This is a genomic window from Actinosynnema sp. NPDC049800 (genome assembly GCF_040656635.1).
GTDB lineage: Bacteria > Actinomycetota > Actinomycetes > Mycobacteriales > Pseudonocardiaceae > Actinosynnema.
Window position 1 is genome coordinate 45,604 of the sequence record NZ_JBFAMT010000047.1, and the last position, 17,500, is coordinate 63,103.

The window sequence follows — 17,500 nt, forward strand, 5'->3', positions numbered from 1 at the left end:
AGTATACAACCACATGCGGGGAGTGAGTGCGAATGGGGTCGCGTTTCCACCAGGTGAGCTTGATCGAGACGTCCGGGACCGGGGTGTACTTCCGGACGGTCGCGCGGGAGCTCGTCGACGAGAAGGAGGACCTGCACGCGTGGATGACCCGGGTGCTGCTGGCGCACCGGTGCGACCTGGGCCTCTACGTCGGCGAGACGGGCACGATCGTCGCGGACGAGGACCAGGTCGACGCGGACCTGTGGCTGGCGTGGGACGGGGTGGCGTCCTTCGCGACCGCCGAGTGAGGGGTCAGCGGGTGTAGACCACGCCGAGCCGGTCGACCTCGGCCCCGGAACGGCCCGTGAAGCCGGCGATGTGCCAGCCCGCGGGCGCGGTGAAGGTGACCTGGTCGGCGGTGGGCGTGCCGGCGGTGACGGTTCGGCCGAGGGTGGTGGTGATGCGGACGGAGAAGACCCGGGTGCGGCCGTCGCGCTGACCTCGGGTGAGCGTGGCCGTCGTCAGGTGCTCGCCGGGCTGGAGGGTGAGCGTGGTCGGCGTGCCGCCGGTGCCGCCGTGTGCGAGCGCGGTGCCGTCGGCGAGCGTGAGGCCGATGCGGTCGAGGCGTGCGCCGCCGCTCAGCGTCACCTCGCGCACCGTCGTGCCGGGGCGGATGGCCTCTACGTCGGTGAACGGCGTGCCGTGCGGGCCGCCGAACTCCTCGCTCAGGCGCAGGTGGTCGGCGAGCCGCCAGGAGAAGCCGACGGCGTGCGGGTAGTGGTCGGACAGCGGTTCGCCGTCCGGGTCGAGGAAGGAGGCGTGGTCGTTGCGGTAGGCGGTGGCGGTGAGGTCGACGTGGGCGTTGTCGCGGTAGAAGACCTTGTCCACGACCTCGCACGTGTCGGTGACGTTCGCCGGGTCGCACACCAGCGCGGGCGCCCCGAGGGCGGGTTCGACGCCTCCCCGGACGCGCTCCACCCAGGCGTCGGTGAGGCCGTTGGCGCGGACGAGGTCGCGGATGTTGTCGCCGGTGCGGGTGTAGCGGGTGTTGGTGTCGCCCATGATGATCACCGCGTTGCCGGCGGAGTTCCGGGCTACGTACTGGGACAGCTGGGTGATGTTCGCGCGGCGGGCGGCCAGGTCGGCGTCCGTGCTGCCGGCGTTGGCGTGGACGTTGTAGAGGTCGACGTGGACGCCTTCGGCCAGGTGGAGGCGGGCGTAGGTGAAGCCCTTGGGCGTGAGGCAGTCCGTGCCGTTGCACTTGTCCCACTTCACCCGCGTGAAGTCGCTGTACGGGTAGGCCGAGAGGGTGTTCAGGCCGTCGCCGAACGGCACTCCCCCGCTGGTGGGCGTGCGGTGCGGGTGGTTGTCGGCGGCGTACAGGGCGGCGTGGTAGTTGAAGTCCTCTTGGACGTTGACCACCCCGTAGTCCCGGATGCGTGCGCCGATGAGCGGCGTGTTCTCGGCCGGGTCGGACCCGGAGAGCGGTTCCGGAAGGCCGGCGACGTTGTAGGTCAGCACGGAGAACTGCCCGGCGGTGTCGGCGGACGTGGCGGTGTCGGCGGACGCGGGGGTGGTCAGCGCGGTGGCGGTCAGCGCGGGGGTGGCGGTCGTCGCGAGCACGACGGCGAGCACCAGGCCGAGAGGTCGTCTCACGTCATCGGAGTCTGGCGGCCCCGCCGTCCGACCGGAAGCCGTGACGCGAAAGTTTCTCAGGTATTCACCCGCTCGGCCGCCCGCGCCCGCCGCACGCCGTCCGCGAGGTGGTCGCGCACCTCGATCAGCGCGTCGATCCGGCTGGTCAGCACGGCGAGCCTGCGTTCGGCGACCGCGACCAGCTCCGGGGCCGGCTCGGCGTTCGCCACGTCGCCGTGCAGGCAGTGCCGGAAGTGGGCGACGTCCTCCAGCGTGAGGCCGTGGTCGAGCAGGTAGCGGATGGCTCGCACGCGGGCGACCGCGTCGGGACCGTAGCGGCGGTAGCCGTTGGACGCGCGTTCGGAGTCGAGGAGGCCTTGCTCCTCGTAGAACCGCAGCGCCCGCGTCGAGGTGCCGGTGGCCCGTGCCAGTTCGCCGATCCGCACCCGTCGCAGGGTAGTCACCCGACCAGCGCGCCGCCGTCGACGGGCAGCACCACACCGGTCGTGTACGCGGCTTCGGGTCGGGCGAGTTGGATCACCCAGAACGCGACCTCGTCCGGCTGCCCGACCCGGCCCAGCGGCACGTGGGCGATCAGCGCTGCGCGCCGTGCCTCGTCGTGCTGCATCGGCGTCGCGATCGGACCCGGCGCGACGGCCACCACCCGCACGCCGCGCGGCGCGTACTGCACGGCCCAGCTCCTGGTCAGGGAGTCCAGCGCCGACTTCAGCGCCGCGTACAGCTCACCGCCGGGCATCGGCCAGCCGCGCTGACCGATGGCCGTGCTGACGTTGACCACGACGCCGCGCGTGTCCTCCAGGTGCGGCAGGGCCGCCTCGACCAGGCGGATCGGGGCGACCAGGTTGGTGGCGACCATCGCGTCGCCCGAGGGGACGGCGGCGTTGTTGACCAGCACGTCGAGCCGGCCGAACTCGGTGACGGCGGCGTCGACCACCCGTTCGGCGGCGGAGACGTCGGCGGTGAACGGGCGGATCCCGGGGTGGTCGGCGGCGGTCTCGGCCAAGGTCTCGGCGGTCCGTCCGACGGCGAGCACGGACGCGCCCTGTGCGGCGAACCCGCGTGCGACGGCACGTCCGATCCCCGTGCCCGCGCCCGTCACGACCACTGCCTTGCCGGTGAAGATCGTCATGGGGACCGAACGTAGAGCTTCACGTCCGCGTGAAGGTCAAGCCCGGTCCTGGCGGGCCTCCAGGACGAGGCGGCGTGAGCCGAGGGGCGCGTCGAGGGTGACGTTCAGCGGCACGTCGCGCAGTTCCTGCGTGCACTGGACGCCCTCGGGCGGCGGGTAGTAGGTCGTGACGAGGGTGATCGACACCTGGTCGCCGGACTGGGCGGTCACCTCGGCGCTCGCCGTCCGGCAGCCGCCCGCGACGCCGACGACCTGGACCGTGCGGCCGTCCGCCGACGTCCACGCCTGCCGCTTGTAGTGGTCGGGCAGCGTGCCGCCGTCGACCTGGGTGGCCGACACCTCGGTCGGCCCGCCGGCCAGCGGCGCGGCGCTGGTCTGCGGCGGCGGTGCGGTCGGTTGGGCGTCGGCGGTGGATGACAACGTTGTCGGGGCAGACGACGAACCCGTCGTGGTGACCGTGGTGGACGACCCGCCGGGCGGGGCGGTGTCGGTGGTGGTGCTGCACCCCGCGAGCGCGAGCAGGGAGAAGGCGACGGCGACCTTGACGTTCCTCATAGCTGGAGGACGGTACTCGGGGTCGCGAGGTTGCAAAGCGGGCGATGCCCGGCCGACCGGGGGCAGGCCGACCGGGCACCGGAGGGGATTACTTCTGGTCCTGCCGGGTGCTCAGGACGACCGTGCGGTCACCGAGCGGCGCGTCGAGCTTCGCGGTCAGCGGCGGGTAGCGGATGTCCATCGTGCAGACCGGCTGGTCGAGCGGGGTGGTCTCGACCAGCACCACCTTCACCACCTGGGCGTTCTGCTCGGCGATCTCGACGCTCGCCTTGCCGCAGCCGGCTTCCTGGGCGATGACGCCGAGCACGCTGCCGTCACCCTCGGTCCAGGTGGTGGTGGGGTTGCCCTCGGGGACGGCGGCCGCGTCGATCCGGTTCTCGGGCACTTCCTGGCCGCCCGGCGGCACGGGGCTCTCGAACTCCGGCTCCTCGACGCTGGGCGAGGTGGGTTCGGCCGAGGTGGTCAACGTCGGCCCGTTGCCCGGACCGACGGGCGTGGACGTTGCGCAGGCGGCGAGCACGACCAGCAGCACACCCGCGCCGATAGCGGTTCCAAGGCTTCTCATGCCCCAAGGACGGACCAACCCACCCCGCGGGTTGCCCACCCTTCTTCACAGTTACCCGATCCAGTGAACCCGCGCGCCGAACCTCCAGGTCCCGCGTGTCGAACCCTCAGGACCCCCTGAATTCAACGCTCAGCGCCCTGGATGACCGACGTGAGCGTTGAACTCGGGGTACCTGAACGTTCGACACGCGGGTCAGCGGAGGGCTTGGTCGAGGCCCGTGATGGCGTGGCGGAGGGCGGCCAGGCGGGGTTCGGAGGCCAGGCCCGCGTGGTAGAGGTGGAACTCCTGGACGCCGGCCTCCGCGTAGGCCAGCCACTCCTTCAGCAGCTCGTCGCCGTCCGCCGGCTTCGGCGGCAGGGCCAGCACGTACGCGGCAGTGCGCACGTCGGTCTCCGCGCGCAAGGCGCGGATCGCGGGCAGCGACGCGTCCACGCCCGGCCAGCACGTCAACGTCAGCACGTCGACGTCGGCGTCGACGCCCCCGGCCACCGTGGCGAACGGCCCGGTGCCCCACGGGTCGGCCGTCGCGTGCGCGGCGATGCGCGTGCCCGGCGACGTCGACCTGATCAACCCCACGAGGTCGCGCCGCAGCGAACGGGAGATCTCCGTGCGCACCGCGCGCACGTCGGCAGTCCGATCCCCCAACGCCTCGTCCACGCTGCCGACACCGTTGTCGACCCCAGCGCGGACCAGCGCGCGCAACCCCTCCGGGTCGTCATAACGCCGCGCGCAAGCCCCGCAGAAGCACAGCGACAGCAGCTTCTGCTGCACGGCCGACCAGTCCGCGCCGTCGGTCTTCTCGTGGTGCCCGCCGTGGAAGAACCCCAGCGGCCCGCACGCCTCCAGCACGATCCCGTCCGGCCGCCCGAGCGAGAGCACCTCGGACACCAACGTCCGGGCGTACTCGACCACGTCGTCGTTCGACGGGCACAGCGCGTACGGGTACAGGTCACCGAAAGCGTTACGCACCGCCACGTCCGGATGAGCGTCACCCAGCCGGCTGCTGTGCGTCAGCACGGTCCACGCGTACACCGGCAACCCGGCCGCCCGCAGGGCGTCCGAAGCCTCGGTGTAGGAGTCCGCACCGCCCATCCACGACGGTTCGGCGGGCACCAACCGCTTGTCCCGCCACGCCTCCTCCCGCACGGGCAGGTAGAACGCCGCGTGCCGCGCGTCCACCATCCGGTGCGATGGGTGGAACGGCGTCGCGGCCCGCACCGTGTGGTAGGACGCGGCGAGGGCCACCGCGTCCACCCCCAACGACGCGACCCGTTCGACGGCGGACGGGTCCCCCACGACATCCCAGGGGTACAAGTGCGCAACGGTGGTCACCACCGGGGGCGCTTCCTCTCGTAAGACGGGTCGTGCTCCTGCATGTAACCGGTGTCGTCGCGCTGCACGAGGCCGCACGTCCGGTAGTTCTCCGCGAGCCGGGCCAACGCGTCGCGGTCCAGCTCGACGCCCAGCCCCGGCGCGGTCGGCACCGGGATGGCGCCGTCCACGAACGTGAACGGCGTGGTGATCACGTCGTCCGCGACGTTCCACGGGTAGTGCGTGTCGCACGCGTAGTTCAGGTTCGGCGTGGACGCGGCGAGGTGCGTCATCGCGGCCAGGCTGATGCCCAGGTGCGAGTTGGAGTGCATGGACAGGCCGATGCCGAACGTCCGGCAGATCCCGGCCAGCTCCTTGGACCGCGACAGGCCGCCCCAGTAGTGGTGGTCGGACAGGATGACCTGCACCGCGTCCACCTCCACCGACCGGGCGATGTGCTCGAACGCGATCACGCACATGTTCGTCGCCAACGGCATCGGCGCGCGGGCCGCGACCTCCGCCATCCCGTCGATCTCCGGCGCGGGGTCCTCCAGGTACTCGACCACGCCGTCGAGCTCCTCGGCGACCTTCAGCGACGTCTCCGGCGTCCACGCCGCGTTGGGGTCCAGCCGCAGCGGGTGGTCGGGGAACGCCTCGCGCAGCGCGTGGATCGCCTCGATCTCCTGCTCGGGCGGGAACACGCCGCCCTTGAGCTTGATCGAGCCGAACCCGTGCCGCTCGATGAGCAGCCGGGCCTGCTCCACGATGCCCGCCGGGTCGAGCGCCTCGCCGAACTCGTCCGGCTCCGCGCCGGGGTGGCCCGCCCACTTGTAGAACAGGTACGCGCTGTACGGCACGGCGTCGCGCACGGCGCCGCCGAGCAGGTCGCTCACCGGGCGGCCGAGGGCCTTGCCGCGGATGTCCCAGCACGCCACCTCGAACGGCGAGAACACCCGGTCCACAGTGGACTCGACGGTCAGCGGCCCGGTCAGCCCGTGCCGGTCCGACCCCGCCTCGCCGCCGAGCGCCGCCGCGATCCGGGAGTGCATGTCGTTCAGCGCGTGCACGTCCAAGCCGACCAGCGCGGGCGCGGCCGTGCGCATCCGGGTGAGGTGGCCGATGTCGCCGTAGCTCTCGCCGAGCCCGGAGATCCCCTCGTCGGTGTGCACCTCCACGATGGTGCGCAGCGCCCACGGCTCGTGCACGCCCACCGAGTTCAGCAGGGGCGGGTCGCGGAAGGCGACGGGGGTGATGGTGATGTCGGTGATCTTCATGCGGCCAGGCTCCGACCGGCCGCGACGACCTTCTCCAGCTCCGCCACGTGCTCGGGCGTCGGGTCGAGCAGCGGCGCGCGGACGCCGCCGACGTCGAGCCCGGTGGCCCGCACGGCCGCCTTCACCAGTGACACGGCGTAGCCGGGCACCTTGTCGCGCAACTCGACCAGCGGCTTGTAGAACTCCAACAGGTACCGGTTGACCAACGCGTCGTCACCACTGCGCACCGCGTGGTAGAAGCCGAGCGAGATCTCCGGCGCGAAGCAGAACACCGCGGACGAGTACAGGTCCACGCCGATGCCCCGGTACGCGGGCACGGTCAGCTCCGCGGTCGGCAGGCCGTTGAAGAACTGGAACGGCTTGTCGACACCCGAGCGCACCGCGAGCACGATGCGGTGCAGGAGGTCGATGTCCCCGAGCCCGTCCTTGAACCCGACCACGGTCGGCAGCGACGCGACCTCCACCGCCGTCTCCGGCGTGAACACCGCGTTGTTGCGCTGGTAGACGATCAGCGACAGGTCCGACGCGCCCGCCACCTCCGTCACGTACCTGACCAGGCCCTTCGGCGGGTTGGTCACCAGGTACGGCGGCAGCAGCAGCAAACCGTCCGCACCGACCCGTTCGGCGGCGCGCGCGATCAGCTTGGCCGTCGGCAGCGGGCCGCCGACACCCGAGAACACCGGCACCCGCCCGGCGGTCGCCTCGACCGCGACGGCCACCGCCCGCTCGACCTCCGACGGCTCCAACGCGTGGAACTCGCCCGTGCCGCAGGCGATGAACACGCCGCCCGCGCCCGCCGCCACCCCTCGTTCGACGTGCTCGGCCAGCACGTCCTCCGCGAGCGCGCCGTCCGCGTCGAACGGCGTCACCGGGAAGAACAGCACCCCATCCAGTTGCATACCCAGACCTTCATCCCTTGATCGCTCCCGTGGTGATCCCACGCAGGAAGGACTTTTGCGTTTCCTCGCGCGGCAGCGCGCAGGCGGCGAGCGCACTGACGGCGAAGTGGAGCAGCAGGGGCACCATCGGCGCTGATGAGCGAGTCCCCGCCGACGTGACAATGGTTCGGGTGTGGTTCCGTGGGGCGACCCCGAGGTCGGGATCGCCCCACGGGGTGGGCCGCGACGGCACCGCCGCCACTGGCCGTCGCACCCACGTCCAAGGCGGTGTCCACCGGTGTCACCGGGACACCCTGAGCGAATGGACGGTCCGAGTCCAGGAGTTGCGCAACCCGGGCCGTTCGCGGGAGTTCACCGGTTCGGCGGATGCCGTCGTTCCGGCGGGGTCTGCCTCGACGCCGAGCCGTGCGCCGGGAGACTTGGTGCGGACCTCGGGCGACCTCGCCGCGCGGCGCGTTCGAGCCGAGGGCGGCGCGTGGCGGTGCGCCGCTCCGTCGGACGGCCGGTAGCCGCAGGTCGGGTGCGTGATCGGACCCGCAACGGTCACTACAGCGACGGCCGTGGCGCACCGGCGGGAGAGTGTCATGGACGGCGACTCCTGTTCACGGCCGTACTGTTCATATATATGAATTAGGGTCGTACTTGTGAACGTGTTGGGCGGACTGTAAGAATCGGCGCAGCGACGTGTCAAGTGCGTGTTGCCGGAACGTTTCCCGTGGAGGACTTGGTGACTGGACCCGCGTCACCCGCTCGGCCGAACGCGGTCAAGTCGGCCGATCGGACTGTGGAACTGCTCGAAGTGCTGTCGGCGTCGGACCGCCCGCTGACCCTGACCGAACTGCACCGCGAGCTGAGCTACCCGAAGTCGAGCCTCTACATGCTCTTGCAGACGCTCGTCGCCAGGGGGTGGGTGGAGCTCGACCCCACCCGCGGCACGTACGGCATCGGCGTGCGCGCCCTGCTCGTCGGCACGTCGTACCTCGACCACGACCCGGTGGTGCAGGTCGCCATCCGCGTCATGGAGCAGGTGCGCCGGGAGATCAACGAGACGGTCCACCTGGCCCGCCTCGACGGCGCGGACGTGGTCTACCTCGCCAGCCGCGAGTCCGAGCACCACCTGCGCGTGGTGTCCCGCGTCGGACGGCGGCTGCCCGCGCACTCCACGTCGCTGGGCAAGGCGCTGCTCGCCGCCCGCACGCCCGCCGAGGTCGACGCGATCCTGCCCGCGCGGCTGACGCCGTTGACCCCGAACACGATCATCGAACGCCCGGCGCTGCACGCCCAGCTCGCGGGCTTCCGCGCGGTCGGGTACGCGCACGAGCGCGAGGAGAACACGCCGGGCCTCGGCTGCTTCGCCGTCGCCCTGCCCTACCGCAATCCCGTGCTCGACGCGATGAGCTGCTCGGTGCCGCTGGGTCGGCTCGACCCGGACCACGAGCGCCAGGTCGTCGAAGCGCTGCTGCACGCGGCCCGCACGATCACCGAACTGCTGCGCCAGTTCGGCCGCTGATTCCCGTTCCGATTCCGAAAGGGCTCGACGTGACCGAGCGAATCCTCATCACCGGCGCCGCCGGCATAGTCGGCACGCTCATGCGCACCCGACTGGCCGCGCCGGACCGGACCCTGCGCCTGCTCGACATCGCGCCGCTGCCGGCCGCCGCCGACGGTGAGCGGGTCGAGCTGGTCACGGCGTCGGTGACCGACCAGGCCGCGATGGAGGAGGCGTGCGCGGGCGTCGACGCGGTGATCCACCTCGGTGGGCACAGCCTGGAGCGGCCGTGGGCGGAGATCCTGGACGTCAACATCAACGGCACGCACGTGGTGCTGGAGGCGGCGCGGCGGGCCGGGGTGTCCCGGGTGGTGCTGGCCAGCTCCAACCACGCGGTCGGGTACTACGAGCGCGGGTCGGGTGAGGCGGGCGACTACCTGTTCCCGCAGCCGGACACGTACTACGGCGTGAGCAAGGTGGCGTTGGAGGCGTTGGGCAGCCTGTACGCGTCGCGGTACGGGCTCGACGTGATCGCGGTCCGGATCGGGTCGTGCTTCGAGAAGCCGCGTGACGCGCGGATGTTGTCGACGTGGTTGTCGCCGGACGACGGCGCGCGGCTGTTCGAGGCGTGCCTGTCGGCGCCGTCGCCCGGGTTCCGGGTGGTGTGGGGCGTGTCGGACAACACGCGGCGGTGGTTCTCGCTGAGCGAGGCGGAGGCGTTGGGGTACAAGTCCGCCGACGACTCCGAGGTGTACGCGGAGGAGGTCCTGGCCGCGGGCGCGCCGGATCCCGGCTCCCCGGCCATGACGTACTTGGGCGGCGTGTGGTGCACGCCCGAGTTCGACACCGCGGTGAAGGAGGCGGGCCGATGAGCGAGCAGGGTTACAACCCGCGGACCGGTGAGCCGGTGGGCGAGGCGGTGCCGGAGACGTCGGACCGCGAGGTGGACGCGCTGGCCCGGGCGGCCGCGGCGGCGTTCCCGGCTTGGTCGTCGTTGCCGGCGGTGGAGCGGGCTTCGGTGCTCGACGCCGTGGCCGACGCCCTCGACGCTTCGGCCGACGCGCTGGTGGAGCTGGCGGACGCGGAGACGGCGCTGGGCGTGCCGCGATTGACGGGAGAGCTGAAGCGGACGACGAACCAGCTGCGGCTGTTCGGCGAGGTGCTGCGCGAGGGCAGCTACGTCGAGGCGACGCTGGATTCGGCGGACCCGGGCATCATCCCGCCGCGGCCCGTGCTGCGGCGCATGCTCCGTCCACTCGGGACGGTGGGCGTCTTCGCCGCGTCGAACTTCCCGTTCGCGTTCTCGGTGGCGGGCGGTGACACGGCGTCCGCGCTGGCCGCGGGCTGCCCGGTGATCGTGAAGGCGCACCCGTCGCACCCCGGCACGTCGCGGGAGACGGCGCGGATCGTGGCCTCCGCCGTGCCGGCGGGCGTGTTCGGGATCGTGCACGGTCAGCAGGCCGGGGTGGCGCTGGTCAAGCACCCCGCGATCAAGGCGGTCGGCTTCACCGGGTCCACCGCGGGCGGCCGCGCCCTGTACGACCTGGCCGGCGCCCGTCCCGACCCGATCCCGTTCTACGGCGAGCTGGGCAGCGTCAACCCGACCGTGGTGCTGCCCGACGCCGCCGCCGCGCGGCCCGAGGGCTTCGCGGCCGAGTTCGTCGGCTCCCTGACCATGGGCGTGGGCCAGTTCTGCACCAACCCGGGCCTGCTCTTCGCCCCGGCCTCCCTCGTCCCGGCCCTGGCGGACGCCGTCTCGGCCGCCGCGGGCGGCCCCATGCTGAACGAGCGGATGCGCGACTCGTACCGCTCCGGCACCGACGGCCTGGCCGCCTCCGGCCTGGCCGACCTGGTGGCCGAGGGCACCGCGCCCACCGAGGGCTGGAGCGTCGAACCGCGCCTGTTCCAGGTGCCGCTGGCGACGTTCGCGGACAACCTCGAGAAGCTGACCGAGGAGCACTTCGGCCCGGCGGCGGTCGTGGTGACCTACACCGACCCGGCCGAGCTGGCGTTGGTCCTCCCCCGGCTGCCGGGCACGCTCACCGGCACCGTGCACGCCGCCGAGTCCGAGCACGAGCACGCGGGGCGCGTCGCCGAGGCGCTGCGGCCGGTCGTGGGTCGGCTGATCTTCAACGCCTGGCCGACCGGTGTCGCGGTGGCCTGGGGCATGCACCACGGCGGCCCGTGGCCGGCCACCACCAACCCGCTCCACACGTCCGTCGGGGCGACTTCGATCCGGCGGTGGGTGGCGCCGGTGACCTACCAGTCCTGGCCGGATGCCCTGCTGCCCGCCGAGCTGCGCGAGGGCAACCCGCTGGGCATCCCGCGGCGGGTGGACGGCGTGCTCGGGGTGCACTGACGCGCCTTCCGCGGGTGCCTCCCGCGGATTGGTCACGGACGCGCCTTCTGCGGGTTGGCCACTGAGCACGTTCCGTAAGTTGGACACTGAGCGCGTTCCGTGGGTTGGTCGGGCCTCCTCTTCGTTTCAACCGACGTTCGACGGCCTCGGTAACGGCGTTTTGGTTGATGCGGAGTTTCAGGTTCACCCGTTCGTGAATCGAGCGGACAGGATAAGCGCAGGTCAAGCGCCGAGCCGGGTCGCCTTGGGGTGGTCCGGCTCGGCGCGGGCGGTGAACTCGGTGAAGGCGTCGGCGGTCGGCGGGTGGGCGTTCAGGGCCCTCGCCTCGCGGAAGTGGCGCTCCACGGCGGACCGGGTGGGCCAGGGCATCTCGGCCGATGCCTTCAGCGCCAGGTCGGTGACCGAGGCCAGGGCTTCGGCGGCGTGCACCGCCAACTGGCACAGCTTGCGTCTCGCCCTATCCGGTTCCCAGTCCACGGCGGCGACCGCGTCTGCTTGCAGCACGCGCACGGCGTCCGCGCGCAGACGCAGGCGGAGCAGCTCGGTGGGGTCGATGTGCGATGCGACGGCGTCGATGGCTCCGCCCATGACGCCCAACGCCACCGACGCGCCGAGCACGACGTGCCAAGGCAGCACGTGGTGCACGACGGTGTCGAAGGAGCGACCGTCCGAACCCAGCAGGCGGTCCGCGGGGACGTGGGCCGGATCCGCCCAGACCGTGCTGGTGGACGTGCCGCGCAGGCCGAGGCCCGGGCGATTGGTGGGCACCAACAAGCCCGGGGCGTTCGCCGGCACGTGCCACAACGTGGTGGTGCCGTGGGCGGCGAGGGGTTCGCTCGACCACACGTAGCTGTCGGCCTCCCCCGCCGCCACGACACCGCTCTTGCGATCACGCAGGTCCACCACGTCACCACGACGCGAAGCCGTGCCCGACGGCAGCAGGAAGTGCGACCCCGGCCCGAAGACCGCCACCGTGCTCAGATGCCCGCCGGCCGCGACGGCCGCCCGCGAGGCCCGATCGCCCAGGCGATCCACCGCCGCCACCGCCGCGAAGTGCGAACGCAGCACCGCACCCGTGCTGCCGCACGCCGCCGCGACCCGCTCGACCGCGTCCGCCACCTCGGCCAACCCGCACCCGCGCCCGCCGACCGCACGGGACATCGTCATGCCGAGCAGCCCGCCCAACGCCGTGACCGACGCCCTGGGGAAGGCGCCGTCGCGGTCGACGGACGAAGCGGCGGGCGCGACCACGTCGCGGACGATCCGGTCCACGCCGACAGACATCCGAGCCTCCGACTCAGGTGGGCGGGTACAGGGAGTACGACGGGAAGTTGCCGTAGAGCCGTTCGCCGGGCGGGCCTTCGGTGACGGCGTGCACCAGCAACGGACCGCCGACGAACGCGCCGCGCCACGACGCCCCACGTCCGCCGAACACCTCGTCCCGGTCGCCGCGCGAGCGCGCCTTGTTGTGGCCGAACTTGAACGCGTTCACCTCACCCGCCAGCCGCCGGGCCACCGCCTCGTCGTCGCACGACAGCGACGCCACCAGCGCGCCGTTGCTCGCGTTCATCGCGGCCAGCAGCTCGGCTTCCGTGTCGACCAGCACGATCGTGTCCACCGGTCCGAACGGCTCGGCGTGGTGCAGCGGCGAGGACGGCGGCGGCGCCAGGATCGCGACCGGCGCGAAGTACGCCGACGTCTGCTGGTCGGGCAGGAACCGGCCGGAGTCCGGCGAGCCCCGGTACAGCGGCACGCCGCCCTTGGCGATCGCCTCGTCGACGACGTCGCCCAGTTCCTTGGCCTTGGCGTCGGTGATCAGGGGGCCGAAGTCGAGGTCCGGCAGGTCGTCGTCCGGTGACGTGACGGCCAGCGGGTGGCCGAACGTCACCTCGCGGACGGCTTCCAGGTACACCGAGAGGAACGAGTCGAACAACGACCGCTGCACCACGTACCGCGGGTAGGCGGTGCAGCGCTGCTTGGCGTAGTCGAACGACTTGCGCAGCTGCGGGCGCAGCGCCTCCCAGTCGCCGAACTCCCACACGCCCCAGCAGTTCAGCCCTTCCTGCTCCAGGACGTGCCGCTTGGTGGCGTCGAGGCCGGTGACGATCTCGCCGCCGACGCCACGCCCGCCGACGAACGACAGGCAGCCGATGTCCGGCGAGCCGACCAGCACCGGCGACAGCTCGCGCCCGCCGCCGCTGACCAGGGTGAGCGGCAGGCCGTGCCGCACGGCGAGGGCGCACGCCAGGGTCAGGCAGCCGACGCCGCCGTCGGTGGGCGCTTTGGCGATGACCGCGTTGCCCGCCAGCGCCTGCACGAGCATGGCGTGCATCAGCACGCTCATCGGGTAGTTCCAGCTGGCGATGTTGCTGACCGGGCCGTGCAGCGGCGTCCGGCCGTGCAGCATGGGGTCGATCTGCTCGACGTACCACTCGACGCCTTCGAGGCACCGGTCGACGTCGGCGGTCGCCAGCCGCCACGGCTTGCCGATCTCCCACACCAGCAGCAACGCGAGCAGGTCGCGGTGGGCGTGCAGGTCGGCCAGGGCGGCGAGGGTGCGGGCCTTGCGCTCCTTCAACGGCACGGCGGCCCACGCGCGGTGCTGGTCGACGGCGGCCGCGACGGCGTGCTCGGCCTGTGCGGCGTCGAGCCGGGGTGGCCCGGCGATGGTGGAGCCGTCCACGGGTGACGTGGCGTGACCGGGCGTGCCGATGCGCTGCCACGTGCCGGCGACGTGGTTGAGCAGCCGGTCGCGGTGGAACGCCTCAGGCGCGGCCTTGGCGCACCGGTCGTACAGCTCGGGCCACGAGGTGCCCGGCTTGAGGATCGGGGACATGTCGGTCCTCTCAGCTAGCGGCGGTGAGTGCCTTGCGCCCCAACAGGTCGATGGCGGCGTACACGCTGCGCAGGGTGGGCGCGGCGACGCCGGTGAGCCGGGCGATCTCGACGACCGCGCCGATGATCGCGTCGGTCTCCAGCGCCTTGCCCGCTTCGAGGTCCTGGAGCATCGACGTCTTGTGGTGGCCGACGCGGTGGGCGCCGTCGATGCGCTTCTCGATGGAGACGCGGGGGTGGCAGCCGACGGCGCGGGCGACCGCGATGGTCTCGGCCATCATGAGGGCGACGAGCTCGCGGGTGTCGCGGTGCTCGCACATCTCGGCCATGGTGGCGCGGGTGAGCGCGCTGAGCGGGTTGAACGCGACGTTGCCCATCAGCTTGACCCAGATGTCGTCGCGCAGGTCGGGTTCGATGGGCGCTTTGAGGCCGCCGGCGACCATGGCCCCGCTGAGGTCCGCGCAGCGCTTGGAGGCGGTGCGGTCGGGTTCGCCGAGGGCGAAGCGGGTGCCCTCGACGTGCCGGATGACGCCCGGCGCCTCGATCTCGGTGGAGCAGTAGACGACGCACCCGATCGCGCGTCGGGTGTCGAGGACGGCGCTGACGCTGCCGCCCGGGTCGACGGCCTCGACGCGGGCGCCTTCGAGGGGGTGGCCGGCGAGCCCGTGGAAGTACCACCAGGGGATGCCGTTCTGCGCGGCCACGACGGCGGTGTCCGGGCCGAGCAGGGGTGTGATGAGCGGGCCGCAGGCGGCGTACTGGTGCGCTTTGAGCCCGAGGAACACGTAGTCGACGTGGCCGATGTCGGCCGGGTCGTCGGTGGCGTGCGGCGCGGCGGTGAAGTCGCCGCGAGGGCTGTGGACCCGGACACCGTGGCGGCGCATGGCTTCCAGGTGCGCCCCTCGTGCGACGAGGTGCACCTCGACCCCGGCGCGGTGCAGCGCCGCGCCCACGTAAGCGCCGATGGCTCCGGCCCCGAGAACTGCGACTTTCATGACGTCCCTCGCCTTCGCGATGATTGCATACAGTATGTTGTATGAACTACGGGAGCGATAGCCCAACCGGGCGGCCGATGCGCACCACCAGGTGACGTCCGCCCCGACCGGGTGACTTCAGATTGCTTTTTGCATACGAAAATCTGTATGCTGAAGATCGGGCATTCCCGACACCTGCCCGAGGAGGCGACCGTGAGCCAGCCCAACGCGCCGCTGATCGGCGCGGGAACCACCCGTCGCGCGGCCCGCGAATCGCTGAGCAGTGCCGCTTCCCGGAAGGTCGAGCGGCCCGCACCGTTGCGCCAGGCCGTCTACGAGGCCCTGCTCGACCTGATCGTCAACCGTACCCTCAAGCCCGGTCAGCACCTCGTCGAGATCGAGCTGGCCGAGCACCTCGGCGTGAGCCGCCAGCCGGTGCGCGAGGCGTTGCAGCGCCTGCAGACCGAGGGCTGGGTCGACCTGCGCCCGGCCCAGGGCGCGTTCGTGCACACGCCGACCGACGAAGAGGCCGACCAGCTCCTGTCCGTGCGCAACGTCCTGGAGACGCACTCCGCGAAGCTCGCCGCCGAGCACGCCACGGCCGAGGACGTCGCCGAGCTCAAGGCGCTGCAGCGCGAGGGCGTCGAGGCGCTCAAGCAGAAGGACGTGGAACGGGTCGTCGCGGCCAACGCCGCCCTGCACGCGCGCATCACCCGGTTGTCCGGCAACGCCGTGCTGGCGGAGATGATCGCCACCGTCGACCGCCGGGTCCGCTGGTACTACGCGCCGTTGGCGCTGACCCGCGGCAAGGACGCGTGGAGCGAGCACGCCGAGCTGATCAAGGCGATCGCCGAGGGCGACGCCGAGGCCGCCGGCCGGGTGATGAACCAGCACACCGAGCGCACCCGGACGGCCTACCGCGCGCACCTCGAGGGCAGCGAGGGCCGCTGAGAGTGACGGGGCCCACCACCCCTGGCCCCGGTTCGGAGCACCCAACCCCTGGTCAGACCACCTGAATCGAGTACAGGTGACGGCCCTCACGCTTTGAGTGTTTTGTATACGATAGTCTGTATTCTGGATGTAGCACCTCCGGCCGGTACACCTGGTGCACGTGCGGTCTACTGGATCGTGGAGCCGCTCCGCGATGGCGCGGGCGGACTCCGAGGAACGCTCAAACCCGAGAATGAGCAAGGAAGGACTCGAACCAGATGAGCACAGGCATGCCCGGATGGCAGCAGCTCAAGAACGCCCTGACCCGTCCCGCCGGGTTCTCCGCCGACGGCAGGCGCATCGGCCTCGGCCTGGACACCGCGATGGACGCCCAGCGCCGGGAGACCGACCACGCCGTCGCGGACATCGAGCAGTACGCGAACGACCGGCGCAGCAAGGGCGAAGAGACCACCACCGTCTCCTGACGGCCGTGGTCAGGCCCGACGAGGGAGCCGGACGAAGCCCACAGCAACGCCCGGCTCCCCGGCTCACGACCCGGCTGCGCCCTCCCGCCGCACGTCCCGCTCGGCCCGCACCCGGGCCTGGCGCGACGCCAGCAGGCTCGCCGCGGTCGTGATCAGCAGCACCACGACGATGACCCCGAGGGACAGCAGGATCGGGATCTCCGGCGCCCAGTCGACGCCGTGGTGGTGCAGTGCTTCGAGGATCAGCTTCACCCCGATGAACGCGAGGATCACCGCGAGACCCTTGCCGAGGTGGACCAACCGGTCGAGCAGGCCGCCGACCAGGAAGAACAGCTGGCGCAACCCCATCAGCGCGAACGCGTTGGCGGTGAGCACCAGGTAGGGCTCCTTGGTCAGGCCGAAGATCGCCGGGATCGAGTCCACCGCGAACAGCAGGTCCGTGGTGCCGACCGCGACCATCACGATGAGCATCGGCGTGACCACCCGCCGCCCGTCCACGCGGGTGGTCAACGCCGCGCCGTCGTACCGCGGGGACGTCGGCAGCACGCGGCGCACCGCGCGCAGCGCCGCGTTCTCGTGGAACTCGCCCTCGTCCTCGCCCGGCCCTTCCTTCAGCAGCTTCCAGGCGGTGAAGATCAGGAACGCGCCGAAGACGTAGAACAGCCAGTCGAACCGGGCGATCGCCCCCGCGCCGAGCGCGATGAACACCGCGCGCAGCAGCAGGGCCAGCACCACGCCGACGATCAGGACCTTCTGCCGGTACTCGCGCGGCACCGCGAACCGACCCATGATCAGCACGAACACGAACAGGTTGTCCACGCTGAGCGAGTACTCGGTGATCCACCCGGCGAAGAACTCGCCGCCGTACCGAGGACCCGCGAACGCGAGCACGCCGAGCCCGAACAGCACGGCCAGCCCGACGTACACCGAGACCGACACCAGCGATTCGGAGAACGACGGGTCGCGCGGGTTGCGCGCCACGAGGTAGAAGTCGAACGCGATCACCGCGGCGATCCCGATCAACGTCGCGATCCAGACCCAGGTGGGGAGAACCATCTGT

General features: G+C 71.8%; 18 protein-coding genes. 6 read left to right on the plus strand and 12 right to left on the minus strand.

Annotated features, from left to right (window positions below; genetic code table 11):
- Nucleotides 1–53 precede the first annotated feature (53 nt).
- Complete coding sequence (locus AB0I91_RS34580) at nucleotides 54–287, plus strand: hypothetical protein (protein WP_498774002.1); 234 nt, start codon at nucleotides 54–56, stop codon at nucleotides 285–287.
- A 4-nt stretch (nucleotides 288–291) separates the two neighbouring features.
- Here AB0I91_RS34580 and AB0I91_RS34585 read toward each other — a convergent pair whose 3' ends face one another.
- The 8 genes from AB0I91_RS34585 to AB0I91_RS34620 form a co-directional block, all read right to left on the minus strand.
- Nucleotides 292–1,635, minus strand: coding sequence for a jacalin-like lectin (locus AB0I91_RS34585; protein ID WP_499640663.1), 1,344 nt, complete (start codon nucleotides 1,633–1,635; stop codon nucleotides 292–294).
- Between the two features lie 56 nt (nucleotides 1,636–1,691).
- Entirely contained in the window at nucleotides 1,692–2,060 is a 369-nt protein-coding gene (locus AB0I91_RS34590) for a MerR family transcriptional regulator (RefSeq protein ID WP_498773998.1), read from the minus strand.
- 14 nt (nucleotides 2,061–2,074) lie between these two features.
- A complete protein-coding gene (locus AB0I91_RS34595; protein ID WP_499640665.1) occupies nucleotides 2,075–2,764 on the minus strand; it encodes an SDR family NAD(P)-dependent oxidoreductase in 690 nt (229 codons plus the stop codon).
- Between the two features lie 36 nt (nucleotides 2,765–2,800).
- Complete coding sequence (locus tag AB0I91_RS34600; protein WP_498773994.1) at nucleotides 2,801–3,319, minus strand: hypothetical protein; 519 nt, start codon at nucleotides 3,317–3,319, stop codon at nucleotides 2,801–2,803.
- Between the two features lie 88 nt (nucleotides 3,320–3,407).
- A complete protein-coding gene (locus AB0I91_RS34605; RefSeq protein ID WP_498773992.1) occupies nucleotides 3,408–3,884 on the minus strand; it encodes a hypothetical protein in 477 nt (158 codons plus the stop codon).
- A 192-nt stretch (nucleotides 3,885–4,076) separates the two neighbouring features.
- On the minus strand, nucleotides 4,077–5,198 hold the full coding sequence (locus AB0I91_RS34610; protein ID WP_498773990.1) for a hypothetical protein: 1,122 nt from the start codon (nucleotides 5,196–5,198) through the stop codon (nucleotides 4,077–4,079).
- A 14-nt stretch (nucleotides 5,199–5,212) separates the two neighbouring features.
- A complete protein-coding gene (locus AB0I91_RS34615; RefSeq protein ID WP_498773988.1) occupies nucleotides 5,213–6,469 on the minus strand; it encodes a glucarate dehydratase family protein in 1,257 nt (418 codons plus the stop codon).
- Nucleotides 6,466–7,368, minus strand: a complete 903-nt coding sequence (locus tag AB0I91_RS34620; protein ID WP_498773986.1) for a 5-dehydro-4-deoxyglucarate dehydratase — start codon at nucleotides 7,366–7,368, stop codon at nucleotides 6,466–6,468. The genes AB0I91_RS34615 and AB0I91_RS34620 overlap by 4 nt, the downstream gene beginning before the upstream one ends.
- A gap of 727 nt (nucleotides 7,369–8,095) precedes the next feature.
- Between AB0I91_RS34620 and AB0I91_RS34625 the strand changes: the two genes are divergently transcribed.
- Genes AB0I91_RS34625 through AB0I91_RS34635 form a run of 3 tightly spaced genes read left to right on the plus strand, consistent with a single transcriptional unit; the run spans nucleotide 8,096 to nucleotide 11,216 of the window.
- Nucleotides 8,096–8,878 (plus strand): IclR family transcriptional regulator, encoded by a 783-nt coding sequence (locus tag AB0I91_RS34625; protein ID WP_073895339.1) that lies wholly within the window; start codon nucleotides 8,096–8,098, stop codon nucleotides 8,876–8,878.
- Nucleotides 8,879–8,907: 29 nt separating this feature from the next.
- Complete coding sequence (locus tag AB0I91_RS34630; protein WP_498773984.1) at nucleotides 8,908–9,729, plus strand: NAD-dependent epimerase/dehydratase family protein; 822 nt, start codon at nucleotides 8,908–8,910, stop codon at nucleotides 9,727–9,729.
- Nucleotides 9,726–11,216: an aldehyde dehydrogenase (NADP(+)) gene (locus tag AB0I91_RS34635; RefSeq protein ID WP_499640667.1), complete on the plus strand. Its 1,491-nt coding sequence runs from the start codon at nucleotides 9,726–9,728 to the stop codon at nucleotides 11,214–11,216. Before AB0I91_RS34630 ends, AB0I91_RS34635 begins: the two co-directional genes overlap by 4 nt.
- Before the next feature lie 222 nt (nucleotides 11,217–11,438).
- On the opposite strand, the gene AB0I91_RS34640 is transcribed toward AB0I91_RS34635, so the two are convergent.
- Genes AB0I91_RS34640 through AB0I91_RS34650 form a run of 3 tightly spaced genes read right to left on the minus strand, consistent with a single transcriptional unit; the run spans nucleotide 11,439 to nucleotide 15,046 of the window.
- A complete protein-coding gene (locus AB0I91_RS34640) occupies nucleotides 11,439–12,500 on the minus strand; it encodes an acyl-CoA dehydrogenase family protein (protein ID WP_499640669.1) in 1,062 nt (353 codons plus the stop codon).
- A gap of 13 nt (nucleotides 12,501–12,513) precedes the next feature.
- Nucleotides 12,514–14,052 carry an aldehyde dehydrogenase family protein gene (locus tag AB0I91_RS34645; protein ID WP_499640671.1) on the minus strand — a complete coding sequence of 513 codons (1,539 nt, stop codon included), beginning with the start codon at nucleotides 14,050–14,052 and terminating at the stop codon, nucleotides 12,514–12,516.
- 10 nt (nucleotides 14,053–14,062) lie between these two features.
- Complete coding sequence (locus AB0I91_RS34650; protein ID WP_498773976.1) at nucleotides 14,063–15,046, minus strand: 2-dehydropantoate 2-reductase; 984 nt, start codon at nucleotides 15,044–15,046, stop codon at nucleotides 14,063–14,065.
- A gap of 192 nt (nucleotides 15,047–15,238) precedes the next feature.
- Here AB0I91_RS34650 and AB0I91_RS34655 point away from each other — a divergent pair, with 192 nt between their 5' ends.
- Nucleotides 15,239–15,976, plus strand: a complete 738-nt coding sequence (locus AB0I91_RS34655) for a GntR family transcriptional regulator (protein WP_498773974.1) — start codon at nucleotides 15,239–15,241, stop codon at nucleotides 15,974–15,976.
- Between the two features lie 257 nt (nucleotides 15,977–16,233).
- On the plus strand, nucleotides 16,234–16,440 hold the full coding sequence (locus AB0I91_RS34660; protein WP_230566596.1) for a hypothetical protein: 207 nt from the start codon (nucleotides 16,234–16,236) through the stop codon (nucleotides 16,438–16,440).
- A gap of 63 nt (nucleotides 16,441–16,503) precedes the next feature.
- Here AB0I91_RS34660 and AB0I91_RS34665 read toward each other — a convergent pair whose 3' ends face one another.
- The gene (locus AB0I91_RS34665) at nucleotides 16,504–17,496 is read right to left on the minus strand and encodes a TerC family protein (protein ID WP_498773971.1); all 993 of its coding nucleotides are present in this window, start codon (nucleotides 17,494–17,496) and stop codon (nucleotides 16,504–16,506) included.
- Nucleotides 17,497–17,500 lie beyond the last annotated feature (4 nt).

Bases quoted from the DNA above. Each gene is read 5' to 3' on its own strand.
- AB0I91_RS34600 (WP_498773994.1), bottom strand. From the start codon at position 3,319: ATGAGGAACGTCAAGGTCGCCGTCGCCTTCTCCCTGCTCGCGCTCGCG.
- AB0I91_RS34645 (WP_499640671.1), bottom strand. From the start codon at position 14,052: ATGTCCCCGATCCTCAAGCCGGGCACCTCGTGGCCCGAGCTGTACGAC.
- AB0I91_RS34605 (WP_498773992.1), bottom strand. From the start codon at position 3,884: ATGAGAAGCCTTGGAACCGCTATCGGCGCGGGTGTGCTGCTGGTCGTG.
- AB0I91_RS34660 (WP_230566596.1), top strand. From the start codon at position 16,234: ATGAGCACAGGCATGCCCGGATGGCAGCAGCTCAAGAACGCCCTGACC.
- AB0I91_RS34640 (WP_499640669.1), bottom strand. From the start codon at position 12,500: ATGTCTGTCGGCGTGGACCGGATCGTCCGCGACGTGGTCGCGCCCGCC.
- AB0I91_RS34620 (WP_498773986.1), bottom strand. From the start codon at position 7,368: ATGCAACTGGATGGGGTGCTGTTCTTCCCGGTGACGCCGTTCGACGCG.
- AB0I91_RS34665 (WP_498773971.1), bottom strand. From the start codon at position 17,496: ATGGTTCTCCCCACCTGGGTCTGGATCGCGACGTTGATCGGGATCGCC.
- AB0I91_RS34635 (WP_499640667.1), top strand. From the start codon at position 9,726: ATGAGCGAGCAGGGTTACAACCCGCGGACCGGTGAGCCGGTGGGCGAG.
- AB0I91_RS34595 (WP_499640665.1), bottom strand. From the start codon at position 2,764: ATGACGATCTTCACCGGCAAGGCAGTGGTCGTGACGGGCGCGGGCACG.
- AB0I91_RS34650 (WP_498773976.1), bottom strand. From the start codon at position 15,046: ATGAAAGTCGCAGTTCTCGGGGCCGGAGCCATCGGCGCTTACGTGGGC.
- AB0I91_RS34615 (WP_498773988.1), bottom strand. From the start codon at position 6,469: ATGAAGATCACCGACATCACCATCACCCCCGTCGCCTTCCGCGACCCG.